Source organism: Chryseobacterium sp. GM_Chr_2 (assembly GCF_026540445.1).
In the GTDB taxonomy this organism is placed as follows: Bacteria; Bacteroidota; Bacteroidia; order Flavobacteriales; family Weeksellaceae; genus Chryseobacterium.
In genome coordinates this window covers 1-14,122 of sequence record NZ_JALNUD010000004.1, presented here as the reverse complement: position 1 = coordinate 14,122, position 14,122 = coordinate 1, and the positions used below count along the sequence as shown (strand labels likewise).

Sequence of the window (14,122 nt, the reverse complement as noted above, 5' to 3'; positions counted from 1 at the left end):
TACACATCTGAATGGGATTTTTGCTGAGATTATTTTCAAAGAATGCGTTATTTGTCTTCTTTATATTCCTGCAAATTATTGCTCTTGTTCTGATATTCTCTAAAAACTCTATGCAGAAATCATGGATTGCGGGCCAATCGGCTGCGGTGAATTCATGGGTTTCGGGATATATTGATGAAGGGGTTTCGTACCTTAAGCTAAAGCAAATAAACGAAGATCTTGTTGCTCAAAACAAAGATCTTATGGTGAAGCTTTACGGAAAGCAAGGTGCTGCAGATCCTCAATTCAGAAAAGTTCATGATACATTAGGAGGAGGGCAAATTTATACATTTGTAGATGGAGAGATCGTTTTCAACAGTATCAATAGAAGAAACAATTATTTTACGATAAACAGAGGTAGGAGAGACGGTGTATTTCCTCAGATGGGTGTTATGGCGCCACGAGGAATTGCGGGTATCGTTATTAATTCTACCGATAGCTATGCATTGGTTCAGTCGGTTTTAAGTGTAAATAAAATCAGAATTAATGCAGCGCTTAAAAACTCTGGTTATTTTGGAACGTTAACTTGGAATGGAGATAATTCCAGAGTAATGCACTTGGCTGATATTCCTAAATATGTGGCTTTGAAAGTAGGAGATACCGTAGAAACAGACGGTAAATCTGCTATTTTCCCGAAAGGTGTAATGATTGGAACAATTGCTGGATATTCCGTTGATAATAAAACAGGTTTCTGGGATATTTCAGTGGAATTGAGTGAAAAAATGGGAGCTTTGAACAAGGTTTTCGTTGTTAAAAATCTTAAAAAGGCTGAGGTTCAAAAGATTCAAGATACAATGCAGGCTGTAATAAAAAAGGAGAATGATTAGTAGAACATTATTTACCGACATATTGATCATGATTTTCTTGGTGGCATTACAAGTTTTTGTTTTGTACAAGATTACCCTTTTCGGAAAATATACTCCGGTGCTGTATCCTGTGTTTGTAATGTTTTATCCTTTTTTTAGGAACAAATTTCAATTTTTGGCATTAAGCTTTTTAATCGGTTTAGCGGTGGATTCATTCCTTTATTCATGGGGAATCAATGCATTTGCGACAACTCTTATTGCTTATTTCAGAACATTGATCTTCAGGACATCTACAGATACTTCTACAGACTTCTTTTCATTTCAGTCTTTACAGTGGTCGCAGTTTTTACTGTTCCTCTTTTCGAGTATCTTCCTGCATCAGCTGTTGGTGCAGTACATCGAATTCTTCAAGTTTAGCCGATTTTTTGAAATATTACTTAATGTGTTGGTGACTAGTATAATTTCCTTTATATTTATCATTATTTACGCATTAATATTTAAAATCAAACAAAAAGTTTGAAAAGAAGAGTTTGAACACACGTTATTTAAAAGTTTTCTCCGTTCTCGTTGTCATCGCCCTTATTTTTGTGGCGAGGCTTGCGTATTTACAATTATTGACAGACCGATATGCCTTAAACGCGGCCAATACATCCATTAAAACCGAATATGTAATTCCGCAACGTGGAGTTATTTTCGACAGAAATGGTAAAATTATGGTTGGAAATCAGCCTGCTTACGAAATTTCTTTCACTCAGGCCTTGATGAAACCTGATTTTGATACATTGGCTTTTTGTAGTTTAATGAAAATCTCAAAACCTGATTTTATTAAGAAAATCGATCTTATTAAAAAAGAAAAATATTATTCTAAACTGACTCCGATGACTTTTCTGAAAGATCTAAGCAGAGAAGATATTGCGAGAGTTCAGGAAATTATATTTAAATATCCTGCATTTAGCATAGTTCAGCGTCCGCAAAGGGAATATGAAGTTTCAACTTCAGGTAACCTTTTGGGATATACGAGTGAAGTGAATGAAAGAGAAATTAAAAAAGATTCAACTTATTATCTTCCAGGTGACCTCATCGGTAAAACAGGAATTGAAAAGGCTTACGAAAAAGACCTTCGTGGTGTAAAAGGAGTAAAGTATATTCAGAAAGATATCAAGCTTAGAAATGTTGGTCCTTATAAAAACGGAACATTAGATAAAGATGTTATTACCGGAAAAGATATTACGTTAACCATTGATTACGATCTTCAGAGAACCGCTGAAGAAATGTTGGTGAATAAGCATGGCGCTATTGTCGCTTTAGATCCTAATAATGGTGAAGTTTTGGTTGCGGCAACCGGTCCGGATATTGATCCCAATCTTTTCACAGGTCCGAACAAATCAAAAAATCTATACGCTTTATCAAAAGATACCATTTACGAGAATAAACCTACTTTCGACCGTTCTTTGCAGGCGGGTTATCCTCCGGGATCTACCTTCAAATTGTTGACGGCTTTGGCGGCGATGCAAATGGGAGTAATGACGGATAAAACTATTTTTCCTTGCGGCGGCGGATTTTTCTATAAAGGAAAAAGAATTAAAGGTCACGGGGGTGCAGATCCTTTGATTCCTTCAATTCAGGTTTCCAGTAATTGTTTCTTCACTTATGCATTTATCGCGATCATTAAAAAATATCCCGGAAATCCTTCCAAAGGGGTAGATGAATGGAAAAAGATCATGAGCAGCTTTGGCGTTGGTGAGTTTTTAAATAACGACTTCGCGGTAGGAGCAAAAGGAAGAATTCCTTCGGGTGATTTTTATGAGAAAAGGTTTAAAGCCATCATGAAAGCGAGCGGATCGCAAAGAAAAGATTTTAAAGACTGGGACGAAATGTCAACCGGAGCTATTTACAACGGAATGGGGCAGGGTGACGTTTTGGTAACGCCTATTCAGTTGGCCAATTATGTTGGAGCAATTGCTAACCGAGGTTGGTATTATACCCCTCACATCGTAAAATCAATTGATGGAAAACCAAATCCTGATCCGAGATTTAAAGTTAAACATCAAACACTGGTAGATCCAAAATATTTTGAACCTGTTTTAAAAGGTATGGAAGCCGTAGTGTTAAGAGGAACAGCAAGAGGATTGAAATCTAACGACTTTACTCAGTTGGCAAAAACGGGTACTGCACAGGTTCCGCAAGGAAAAGATAACTCTATTTTTGTATTGATTGCTCCTGCCGAAAAACCGAAAATTGTTGTCGTTGCCGTGATGGAACATGCGGGATTTGGAGCCACTTGGGCAGGTCCGGCGTGTACAGTAATTGCTGAAAAATATATTACCGGAGATCTGAAACGTGAGAATCTTTACAAAAAAATGATTACTTCGAGTTTCATGCCTGAATACAAAAGACAGTGGATCTTCGATTTGAAACGTAAAGGTTTGTATGTAGATCCGAAACCGGATTCTATTAAACTGAAAAGAATACAGGATAGCTTAAAATTCATCAAAGAACAAAAAGCTAAACTGCAGAAAAAAATAGACGAGGAAACTAAGAATACCAAAAACACTACAAAACCTGCTAAGAAATGAAATGGACGGAAGGAATAGATAAATTAGGTCTCGGTCTTTATTTCGTGCTTTGCATTTTTGCGATTGCAAATATTTATAGTGTAGACCAGAAATTAGGAGAAAAACAATTGATTTTCTTTTGCATTTCTGTTTTTGTCGGGCTGATTATTTTTGTCGGAAGAAGTAAGTTCTTCGAAAATATGTCGGGAATTATTTATATCGGAGGTGTTCTGCTTCTGATTGGGCTTTTCCCTTTTGGTAAAGAAATTCTCGGACAGAAAAACTGGTACAAATTCGGAAGTTTTACCATGCAGCCTGTTGAGTTTGCTAAAATCGGGACGGCTTTAATGTTGGCGAATTATGTTTCAGGCCCGGAATTTAATTTAAAAAATAACAAATCTCTTTTAACAACATTAGCGATTGTAGGAATTCCGGCGGCCGTTGTATTGGCAATTCCCGATGTGGGTTCTATGTTGGTTTTCATTGCATTTTTTATCGCCTTATATCGAGAGGGATTAAATGGTTTGCTATTTGGAATCGGATTCCTTTTTGCAGGCGTTTTCCTTGTTTCTTTGGCGGTTCCTCCAATTTATGTTGTGCTTACGATTTTAGTGATTGCAGGCGGTTGGATCGCGATGAATTATTATAAAATGTCCTGGAATGTTATTTCTATTTCAAGTATTGCAGGTTCTATTTTAATTCTTTGTGGCTTGGCTTTCGGCTCTCCATTTATTTTAGAAAAACTGCCTAAGCACCAAAGAGAAAGAATTGAGGTTCTTTATAAAGGTGAAAAGGCGTTTAGAGATACTTCTGGTTATAACTTATTGTATTCTAAAACAGCCATCGGTTCTGGTGGACTTCTAGGTAAAGGATATCGTGAAGGCTCCGTTACACAAGGAAAATTCGTTCCTGAGCAGGAAACCGATTATATTTTCTGTACCGTGGGTGAAGAATGGGGTTTTGTAGGAAGCGCTGTTTTGATTCTTTGCTATATGATCTTCATTGGCAGAATTTATTACCTCGCAGAAAAACAGAAATCCGCTTTTAATCGCGTTTTTGGATATTGCTTTGCTTCGATCCTTCTCATGCACTTTTCCATCAATTTAGGAATGGTAATGGGGCTTTTCCCGACCGTTGGTATTCCGTTGCCGTATTTTAGTTATGGTGGAAGTTCTTTGCTTGCCTTCTCGATGATGACTTTTATTTTCTTTAAACTGAATTATTCGGATAAAAATAGTTTGGTTTAAAAGGCTTGAAGTGTAAACGGGATGATGGATGTTTACAATCATTCTGTTTTAAAGTTTTTAGACAAAAAATCTGCAAAATCTGCAAAATCAGCGAGAAAAATTGTAATTAAATCATAAAATCTTATGAAGGAAGCATACGTTCTGGATCAAACTTTCGAAAATGTAGACTTTACTCAAAATCCAATAGAAAAAGGGGAGTACGAAAACTGTACTTTCCTAAACTGTAATTTTGAATATGAAGACCTTTCCGGTTTTAATTTTAATGACTGCGAATTTATTGGCTGTAATCTAAGCATGGTAAAACTTGTTTCTACAGGTTTTCGCGATGTGAGTTTTAAGGAATCTAAAATGTTTGGACTTCAGTTCAATAACTGTAATGAGTTTGGAATGTCTTTCAGATTTGATGGATGTTCGCTAAACAATTCTATATTTTATCAAACCTCAATCAAGAAAACTTTATTTAAAGATTCAAAATTAATAGAAGTCGATTTCTCTGAATGTGATGTATCAAATTCCGTATTTAATAACTGTGATTTTTCCGGAGCTGTTTTCGATAGAACAAACCTCGAAAAAGCAGATTTAAGAACATCGGTCAACTATTCTATAGATCCGTCTCAAAACAGGCTTAAAAAGGCCAAATTTTCACTTTCTCAAATCTATGGTCTGTTATATAAATTCGATATTGAAATTGATAAGAACGGGTGATTCTGGTTGCTGGTTATTAGTTATTAGTTATTAGTTATTAGTTATTAGTTATTAGTTATTAGTTATTAGCTTGCGGTGAAAAAATTTAAAGACAATTCAATCCCTCAAACTTATATAAGTGAAACGGCTTTGTGAAACTAAAAGTAAATAGTATTCAAAAAAACTTTGTGAGCTTAGTGTTCAAAATCGATCACTTTAAATTTTATAGTTAAGCGAGCTAAGTATTGCTATCATTTGCTGAGTAGAACGCCATTGCGATTGAAAATATTTAAAATGAGATGCAAAGCTTTAGCGATCGATAGCGTTAAAAAATAAAAAATTGTTTCAGTCTTGTTTTTCTAAAACGATGCTTAGATCCCTACGGGACGACAAACTTTACGGATATAAACTTTTTGGTAGTCCCCAAGTTTTGGGCTTAATCCAAAATATTCTAATAGCGTTAAAAATTATGAACAATAAAAAAACCATCAAAAATTTTGATGGTTTCATTATTTAAATCAATTATTTAAAATTAAAAACTTGTTCCGTTTGATGCTGGAGTTGTTGCAGCCAGATTGTTTAAAGATTCTCCGTTTTCATTGATCATTCTTTTTCCGAATCTGTATTTTGGTCCCCAATAAGAATCATTCAGTGAAGAAACCATTACTCCTTTCGACGTGGCTGCGTGAATAAACTTCACTTCTCCGTCTTCTTCTACGCTTTCTACAATTCCTACGTGAGAAATTCTTCTACCGTGAGAAAAGAAGATCAAATCTCCTTTCTGAAGTTCAGATTTTTCAATCTTTTCACCTTCCTGAGCCTGAGAAGCTGCTACTCTTGGTAAGCTAAGCCCTGCTGCTGCACCGAAAACAGAAAGAACGAAAGCTGAACAATCTATACCGTTTCTTGTAGTTCCTCCGTATCTGTAAGGAGTTCCAAGGTATGTTGCTGCTTCCGTAAGGATGTTGTCGATTGTTTTATTGTGTTTGATTGCCTTTGCAATCTCAGAATTTTTAACTGCGTTTTTCGCGTTGGCGATAGATGCTGCTTTTTCAGCAAGGAAAGAATCAATTAATCTCTGCTTATCAAGCTCAGCTTTCTTTGTATCAAGAGAAGCAAGTTTGGCATCTGTTTTGTATTCTTTTGTGTAAGTTGCTGGTTTTGAAACTACATAATTAGTAGCACACGATTGCAAAGACACTGTAGTAACTAAAGCAACTAAATAAAACAAAACTCTTTTCTTCATATATATTTGATTATCCGTGTTAAAAAGGAATATTTATTTTCAAAAGCATTACAAAAGTATGTATTCCAGCCAAAAGAGCCTTGATATGATTATTGTCAGGTTTGGTTTTTAACACATTTTAACATATTATTTAAGTATGTTAAAGAAAAATAAACCGTAACCGCCTATTTTAGGTGAGTGTACGGTTTTTTTTATTAAGATTCTTTAACAAAACCTGTAGATATTCTTCTACAAATCGAGGTTTAAGATATAAAACTCTAATTTTCACTACTGTTAAAAATAGATAAAAAAACTCCCCGGAAATACCGGGGAGCTTAACTAATATGGAACTTTACAGATGTTACTTTGTAAATAACATTTCTCTATATTTCGTCATTGGCCAAAGTTCATCATCCACCATCATTTCTAGTGCATCAGACGCTTCTCTGATCACATCAAATAAAGGTTTTACTTTGTTGCAATATTCTTCTGCCTGCTTCTGACTTTCTGATACAGCTTTTGCTGCTTCTCTTGCTTTAATTAAATCTTCAACGCCCAGTTTAATCGTAGCAACGTTTTCAGAAATGCTTGTTATTAAGCTCATTTGCTCTTTCGCCAATGATTTGAATTCTTTATCTCCGAAGATCTCTTTAAGACCTTTTACGTTCTCAATTAATCTGTTCTGATAGTTTAAAGCAGAAGGAATGATGTGGTTTCTTGCGATATCACTTAAAACTCTTGCTTCAATATCGATAACTGTTGAATATTTTTCTAATTTAATCTCGTTTCTGGCTTCAACTTCTCTGTGGTTAAAAACTCCGATTTCTTCATATAAATCAAGGAATTTTTGGTTCATTTCCTGCTTAAGTGCTTCAGGAGTTGTTTTCCAGTTATTCAATCCTCTTTTTTCAGCTTCTTTTGCCCAATCATCAGAATATCCGTCACCTTCAAACATAATGTTTTTACACTGCTTGATGTATTCTCTTAAAATATTGAAGATCGCTTCATCTTTCTTAAGACCAGTTTCAATTAAAGCATCAACTTCTTTTTTGAAATCGCTTAATTGTTTTGCAGCAATCGTGTTCATTACCGTCATAGATTCAGCACAGTTTGCTGCAGAACCTACCGCTCTGATCTCGAATTTATTTCCTGTAAATGCAAAAGGAGAAGTTCTGTTTCTGTCAGTGTTATCCAACAAAATTTCAGGAATTTTTCCAACTACATTTAATTTAAGGTCTGTTTTTTCGTCTGGTGAAAGTTTTCCTTCTGTTACTTTTTCAAGCTCTTCCAAAACTCTGAACAATTGGCTTCCGATAAATACAGAAATAATTGCTGGTGGAGCTTCGTTTGCACCTAATCTATGGTCGTTACTTGCAGAAGCGATACTTGCTCTTAAAAGGTCAGCATATTCGTAAACCGCTTTAATTGTGTTAACGAAGAACGTTAAGAATTGTAAGTTTTTCTTAGGGTTTTTTCCCGGGCTTAAAAGGTTTTCACCTGTATCAGTTGCTAAAGACCAGTTGTTGTGCTTTCCGCTTCCGTTTACCCCTGCGAATGGTTTTTCGTGGAATAAAATGTGGAAATGGTGTCTGTGAGCAATTCTTGCCATTACGTCCATCAACAAAGAGTTGTGGTCTACTGCAACGTTCACTTCTTCAAACATTGGAGCCAGCTCGAATTGGTTTGGAGCCACCTCGTTATGTCTTGTTGTTACAGGAATACCCAATTTCATACATTCGATTTCCAACTCTTTCATGAAGTTCATTACTCTTGTAGGAATTGAACCGAAATAGTGGTCATCTAACTGCTGTCCTTTTGCCGGAGAATGCCCTAACAAAGTTTTCCCTGTTAATACAAGGTCCGGACGAGATTGATACAATGCTGAATCAACCAGGAAATATTCTTGCTCCCAACCTAAAGTAGGAGTTACTTTTGTTACGTTTTTGTCGAAATACTGCATTACGTTGGTTGCAGCTTCGTCTACAGCGTTCAAAGCTCTTAAAAGAGGTGCTTTATAATCTAAAGTTTCTCCTGTATAAGAGATGAAAATGGAAGGAATACAAAGTGTAGTTCCCATAATGAAAGCCGGAGAAGTAGGGTCCCAAGCTGTATAACCTCTTGCTTCGAAAGTGTTTCTGATTCCTCCGTTCGGGAAAGAAGAAGCATCTGGCTCCTGCTGAATCAATAAGTTTCCGCTGAATCTTTCAATCGCTCTTCCTCCTTCGATTGGCGTGAAGAAAGAATCGTGCTTTTCCGCAGTTGTCCCTGTCAAAGGTTGAAACCAGTGTGTGTAGTGAGTTACTCCTTTGCTCATTGCCCAGTCTTTCATAGCTACTGCTACCTGATCTGCAATGTGTCTCTGGATTTTAGTTCCTTTTTTTACCGCATCCATAATAGACTGGAATGCTTCTTTCGTTAAATATTCTCTCATTGTTTCTTCTGAGAAAACATTTTGGCAGAATAATTCTGATAATTTTACAGGAACTTCCACAGAGTTATCTCTTCTAAAGTCCTTAAATGGTAAAGTTTCTAACGCTTTGAATCTTAAAGTTGACATATAGGTTAATTTTTACGGGGCAAATTTACAAAAAAAATGAATTGAAAATATTTTTACCCCAAAAATTTAAGGGGTATTTTGAATTTTAACTAAATTTTAAACAATGATTTGATTTTTGATAGGGGTAAACGAAATTATTGTTTCTAATGTGAAGAAAAATTATTCTGAATTTCTTTCTCGATACCTTAATATATAGTACTTTTAGAAACCTATCATTATTTAATGGTCAAGAATTATGTAATTGATTTTTAACGATTTAAAATATTAAATATATTTTCGTAACTTAGCAGACTTTTTATAAAAATTTTAATATATGACAAATTCTAGAGCAAGAGAAACTACCGAAGCAATTGAAAGACTATACATATCTATGAGACATTTGTTTTATAGAGGTTTTTTCAAGCCGAGCGGAGTTTCAGGAGAAAGCATTAGAAGTTTGTTGAAGACGATCAATCCGGAAATTTACGGTACCATGAGCATTCCAAGCAAGTTGGAATTGGATGGTTTGATGTATGTTTTAGACAGACTTCCAGAAGGTATTGAAGAATGTGCTTTCATTCATTTAACTTCAGACGAAGGTTTTGATAAAGGAAGCTTTGAGCCGATCGTTCCCAAAAAGAGAAGAAGAAACTGTTACAGAATCGACGAACACCAAATGAATATTGAAGTTCTTTTGGGACGTTCTGAAATTTATGATATTCTTACTCACCTTACATTTTTATTTATAGAAGCCGATAAAATCAGAAATCTGGCTTTCATCCAGGATGAAAACTGGAAACCGACACGTGCTTTTAAAATTATTGAAGAAGTAGTAAAAGGTGAAAAGAAATTCAGCAGAAAAGAAAAAGAAGTTGCTTTAATTCACTTGTCTTCTTTAATCGGAAGAACTTTTGATGAAACATTAACCGCTTATAATACTTTCGGTGATGATACAAATCCTGACCGTTTATTTAAAATCATCTACAACTTAGGAAAAGTAAGTCTGGAAGATGCAAAACAGACGAGAGAGAGAGAAATACATTTCAGTGCTATTTTAAAGGAAAGAGTAGGGCACCATTATTTTGGTGAAAAATGGGCAGACAAAGTGAAAGAAGTTTTATTTGAAAACAATCTTCACATGCGTCCGTTACACATTATTTCTGCCAACATGCACTCGGTGAAAAATATGCTGTACGCCAACGATGCATTAAAGAAAAAAGATAACAAAGAGGTTGATTATAAGCTTTACGGAGAAATTTCTGATAAAAAAGAACTTCGCGACAAAGTTTCAAAATTCGCTTTGGAAGAAGGTTTAATTTATATTAATGATAAAAGCGGAAGTAATATTGATGTTCAGATCATTGATTTAAGCAAAACAAACCTTAAAAATACGCCTTTCCACGATATTAAATTTGGTGGAGACGATGTAATTATGGTTTTTGATTACGCTTTCGGCGAACAGGCTTATGAGGTAATGGATGAATTATTAAGACCTTACGAGCATAAAGGAGAAGTTTATATGATGAAAGTAAAATCTGTTTCCATCATGGGTAAAGCTGGAATTCTGGAAGGTGGAAAAGGTGATATTATGATCCCGACTTCACATATTTTTGAAGGAACGGCAGATAATTATCCTTTTGAAAACGCTTTGAAAAAAGAAGATTTTCATGATGATGAATTGAAAGCTTTCGAAGGTCCGATGATTACCGTTTTGGGAACGTCACTTCAAAACAGAGATATTCTTTCTTATTTCATGAATACTTCGTGGAAGGCGATTGGGCTTGAAATGGAAGGTGCACACTACCAAAAAGCAATTCAGGTGGCGTCTAAAATCAGACATCATATCTCACCGGATCTTTTTGTGATGTATGCTTATTATGCTTCGGATAATCCTTTGGAAACGGGAAGCACGCTTTCTTCAGGTGGTTTGGGATTGACGGGTGTGAAACCAACTTATCTGATCACATTAAGAATCTTAGAAAAGATCTTACAAAGCGGAAAAAAAGAAGTTGCTGCTAAGAAATAATTTTTAATTCTTACAAAACAATACCATCCTTTAAGGTTTCAAAAACCTTGAAGGATTTTTTTATACTTTAAAAACGGTTTTATTTAATCAAAACTTTTAATTCTGTCATTTTTTTTAAATCAGTATTTGGTGGTTCTAAATTAAAACGAAGATCATCAATAACTATAGAGTCACCAGATTTCATTTTATAAATTTTTTCTTTGGCAATGGTACTAAATTCTTCCCCATAGTTAATCTCTGATGCTCCACCATTAATTTGATATCGAAATTTTCCGATCTTTTCCAAATTAATGACAAATTGAGGGATAACATATTTTATTACAGAATTAGCAAGTTCTTCTTTTGATAATGAAATGAGCTCTATTCTATTTCCAATACTTGCAAAAGGTTTGTCAATATTCAATATTCGAAATTCTCTTTTGTCAATGACTTTTTTTCTATTAAAAAACGAAGTAATTGTAATTTCTAATGAAGAACCTAAGGAAGGAGTAATGGAATAGTTGTTTTCACTCTCTTTTTGGACACCCATTCCATCTACTTTTATGCTGTCGGATTTGGGAACATAAATTGTCAAATAATTTTTAATGCCTCTATACAGAATGTTGAGTTGTTTATTTTCTATAATAGGTTTAATATTTGAATCAGATGTTATAATCTTACTTGATGCACAGCTGTTATAAAGAAGCAAGATAATCATATAATAAGTGATTTTTTTCAAGATAATTTCTTTGTAGTTAAATATATAAATTATTAATTTTTAAACTAAATATATTTTGTGCTAATCTTTTACGAGCGATACGAATTTATTTGTGTTTTAAAATTGTGTAAATATTTGTGATATTAGTGTTTAAAAAGATATGCAAAATAAAATTTTAACAAACGTTATAAAAATTCATCTAAACCTATAATAAACAGATAAAACCTCAACAATAACTCCACATTTGAGGTTCTTGTTTAAATTAACTACCTTTAGAAAAATAAAAAATTTTAAATGAAAAAATCGGTTGCAATCCTGTTTGCGTTTATAATTTCTCAGTTTCAGGCTCAGCAGAGCCCTTATTATCAGCAGAGTGCGAAGTACAAGATGGATATTGATGTGAACGCTGAAAAATTTACTTATCAAGGAAATCAGACTTTAGAATATACTAATAATTCTCCGGACGAGCTTAATGTTGTTTATTTCCATTTGTATTGGAATGCATTTAAACCAAACTCGATGATGGATCAAAGAGTGGCCAGTCAGGGAAAAAATGGGGATTCGAGATTGCAAAAAGATGGAATTTCAAGATTAGCTTCTATTCCGAAAGATCAGGAAGGAGCACAAAATATTCACTGGATTAAGCAAAACGGAAAAGACCTGAAATTTGAAGTTCAGGAAACCATTATGAAAGTGTATTTGGCAGAACCTATCAAGCCAAATTCAACCACTACTTTCACGATGGATTGGGATGCGGTGATTCCTCAGCAAATCCGTAGAAGCGGAAGAAATAATAGAGAAGGCGTTGATATGACGATGACGCAATGGTATCCGAAAATTGCAGAATACGATTACGATGGCTGGGCGACTTTCGATTATATGGGAAGAGAGTTTCATGCACCGTTTTCAGATTTTGATGTGACAATTAAAATCAATAAAGATTATGTTGTGGGAGCGGGAGGAATTCTTGAAAATCCTACAGAAGTAAAAGGTTACGATGCGAATGCAAAGATCAAAGCCGAAAAAAATAAAAAAGCAACCTGGAAATGGAATGCGAAAAACATTCTTGATTTCGCTTGGAGTGCCGACAGAGATTATATCGTAAAAAGTTTTGATGTTCCACAAGGCCCGAAAGTTTTCTTTGTATATCAACCCAATGATAAAACAAAAGTTTGGGAGGAAGCTCAACCGTATGTGACGAAATATTTCCAGATTATGAATTCTCATTTTGGTAAATATGTATATCCAACATACGCGTTTATCCAAGGTGGAGACGGCGGAATGGAGTACGGAATGTGTACCATGATTCTTGGTGAATCTAAAAATATTAAAGATTTAATGGGATTGATGGCTCATGAAGGTTCTCACTCTTGGTATCAACAAATGTTGGCCACCAATGAATCGATGCGCCCGTGGATGGATGAAGGCTTTACAAGTTATGCGGAAGGATATGTGATGTACCAGTTGTTTCCAGAAGAGCTTCCGAATCCTTTTATGGAAAGATTAAATGCTTACAGAAGTTTCATTAAAAAAGGAATTGAAGAGCCGGCTGTTTGGTTAGGCGATCACCACGACAACGGAACATCTTATACGTATGCTTCTTATGTGAAAGGAGAATTGTATTTGGTGCAGTTGGGTTACATTATGGGTGAGCAGAATTTAGCTGAAACTTTAAAGCAATATTACGATCAGTGGGCAATGAAACATCCGTCTGACAGAGACTTTTTGCACATCGCTCAGAAGGTTTCAGGAATGGATTTGAAATGGTTCCAAAACTATTGGATCAACACCACAAAAACCATCGATTATGGTATTAAAGATGTGAAATATGATGCAAAATCTACGACGATTACATTGATTAATAAAGGTCAGGTTCCGATGCCGATCGATTTCAGTATTATGACTACTGATAAGAAAATTGTAACGTATCAGATTCCTTTAAACATGACGCATACTTGGAAAGAAAAAGATATGTATGGTGAGTTTAAAACGATGCCGTATTGGCCTTGGACTCAGAAGGAATATATGGTAACGGTTCCTTATACAAAATCTCAATTATCTGTTTTAGGCATTGATTTCAGCCAACGATTGGCAGATGTGAATATGGAAGATAATTTTGTAGAAGTGAAGTAATTGATCTTTTAAAATATATAGAATCCCGCAGTTAGCTGTGGGATTTTTTTGTTTCTTTAAATTCTCTTTGACTTAATTACGGCAAAAGACAGATTAAAAAAATATTATTTGCAGATTCTACACTTTATATGTTCAAAAATTATTTATTAAATAAGAATTAACATTACTTAATTA

General features: G+C 34.8%; 10 protein-coding genes. 7 read left to right on the top strand and 3 right to left on the bottom strand.

From position 1 onward, the window contains the following. Window positions 1–11 precede the first annotated feature (11 nt). The 5 genes from mreC to OXQ85_RS07710 all read left to right on the top strand — a co-directional run bounded on the left by mreC (window position 12) and on the right by OXQ85_RS07710 (window position 5,352). Window positions 12–866, top strand: a complete 855-nt coding sequence (gene mreC, locus OXQ85_RS07730) for a rod shape-determining protein MreC (protein ID WP_267403283.1) — start codon at window positions 12–14, stop codon at window positions 864–866. After that, window positions 859–1,365: a rod shape-determining protein MreD gene (locus OXQ85_RS07725; protein WP_267403281.1), complete on the top strand. Its 507-nt coding sequence runs from the start codon at window positions 859–861 to the stop codon at window positions 1,363–1,365. Before mreC ends, OXQ85_RS07725 begins: the two co-directional genes overlap by 8 nt. Window positions 1,366–1,375: 10 nt before the next feature. Beyond that, on the top strand, window positions 1,376–3,421 hold the full coding sequence (locus OXQ85_RS07720; protein ID WP_267403279.1) for a penicillin-binding transpeptidase domain-containing protein: 2,046 nt from the start codon (window positions 1,376–1,378) through the stop codon (window positions 3,419–3,421). Continuing rightward, window positions 3,418–4,647, top strand: a complete 1,230-nt coding sequence (gene rodA, locus OXQ85_RS07715; protein WP_267403277.1) for a rod shape-determining protein RodA — start codon at window positions 3,418–3,420, stop codon at window positions 4,645–4,647. The genes OXQ85_RS07720 and rodA overlap by 4 nt, the downstream gene beginning before the upstream one ends. Before the next feature lie 123 nt (window positions 4,648–4,770). Further along, window positions 4,771–5,352 (top strand): pentapeptide repeat-containing protein, encoded by a 582-nt coding sequence (locus OXQ85_RS07710; RefSeq protein ID WP_267403275.1) that lies wholly within the window; start codon window positions 4,771–4,773, stop codon window positions 5,350–5,352. Between the two features lie 511 nt (window positions 5,353–5,863). Here OXQ85_RS07710 and OXQ85_RS07705 read toward each other — a convergent pair. Together OXQ85_RS07705 and OXQ85_RS07700 are read right to left on the bottom strand one after the other, a co-directional pair. Further along, complete coding sequence (locus OXQ85_RS07705; protein WP_267403273.1) at window positions 5,864–6,577, bottom strand: C40 family peptidase; 714 nt, start codon at window positions 6,575–6,577, stop codon at window positions 5,864–5,866. A gap of 340 nt (window positions 6,578–6,917) precedes the next feature. Continuing rightward, window positions 6,918–9,113 carry a glutamine synthetase III gene (locus OXQ85_RS07700; RefSeq protein ID WP_267403271.1) on the bottom strand — a complete coding sequence of 732 codons (2,196 nt, stop codon included), beginning with the start codon at window positions 9,111–9,113 and terminating at the stop codon, window positions 6,918–6,920. 313 nt (window positions 9,114–9,426) lie between these two features. On the opposite strand from OXQ85_RS07700, the gene OXQ85_RS07695 reads away from it, so the two are divergent. Next, window positions 9,427–11,118 carry a hypothetical protein gene (locus OXQ85_RS07695; RefSeq protein WP_267403269.1) on the top strand — a complete coding sequence of 564 codons (1,692 nt, stop codon included), beginning with the start codon at window positions 9,427–9,429 and terminating at the stop codon, window positions 11,116–11,118. A 79-nt stretch (window positions 11,119–11,197) separates the two neighbouring features. Here OXQ85_RS07695 and OXQ85_RS07690 read toward each other — a convergent pair whose 3' ends face one another. Then, window positions 11,198–11,836, bottom strand: coding sequence for a GldM family protein (locus OXQ85_RS07690; RefSeq protein WP_267403267.1), 639 nt, complete (start codon window positions 11,834–11,836; stop codon window positions 11,198–11,200). A 273-nt stretch (window positions 11,837–12,109) separates the two neighbouring features. Here OXQ85_RS07690 and OXQ85_RS07685 point away from each other — a divergent pair, with 273 nt between their 5' ends. Next, a complete protein-coding gene (locus OXQ85_RS07685) occupies window positions 12,110–13,948 on the top strand; it encodes a M1 family metallopeptidase (RefSeq protein ID WP_267403265.1) in 1,839 nt (612 codons plus the stop codon). Window positions 13,949–14,122 lie beyond the last annotated feature (174 nt).

What these genes read in the sequence shown, in the direction of transcription:
- mreC (WP_267403283.1), top strand. Translation starts at nt 12, where the DNA reads ATGGGATTTTTGCTGAGATTATTTTCAAAGAATGCGTTATTTGTCTTC.
- OXQ85_RS07725 (WP_267403281.1), top strand. Translation starts at nt 859, where the DNA reads ATGATTAGTAGAACATTATTTACCGACATATTGATCATGATTTTCTTG.
- rodA (WP_267403277.1), top strand. Translation starts at nt 3,418, where the DNA reads ATGAAATGGACGGAAGGAATAGATAAATTAGGTCTCGGTCTTTATTTC.
- OXQ85_RS07710 (WP_267403275.1), top strand. Translation starts at nt 4,771, where the DNA reads ATGAAGGAAGCATACGTTCTGGATCAAACTTTCGAAAATGTAGACTTT.
- OXQ85_RS07705 (WP_267403273.1), bottom strand. Translation starts at nt 6,577, where the DNA reads ATGAAGAAAAGAGTTTTGTTTTATTTAGTTGCTTTAGTTACTACAGTG.
- OXQ85_RS07700 (WP_267403271.1), bottom strand. Translation starts at nt 9,113, where the DNA reads ATGTCAACTTTAAGATTCAAAGCGTTAGAAACTTTACCATTTAAGGAC.
- OXQ85_RS07695 (WP_267403269.1), top strand. Translation starts at nt 9,427, where the DNA reads ATGACAAATTCTAGAGCAAGAGAAACTACCGAAGCAATTGAAAGACTA.
- OXQ85_RS07685 (WP_267403265.1), top strand. Translation starts at nt 12,110, where the DNA reads ATGAAAAAATCGGTTGCAATCCTGTTTGCGTTTATAATTTCTCAGTTT.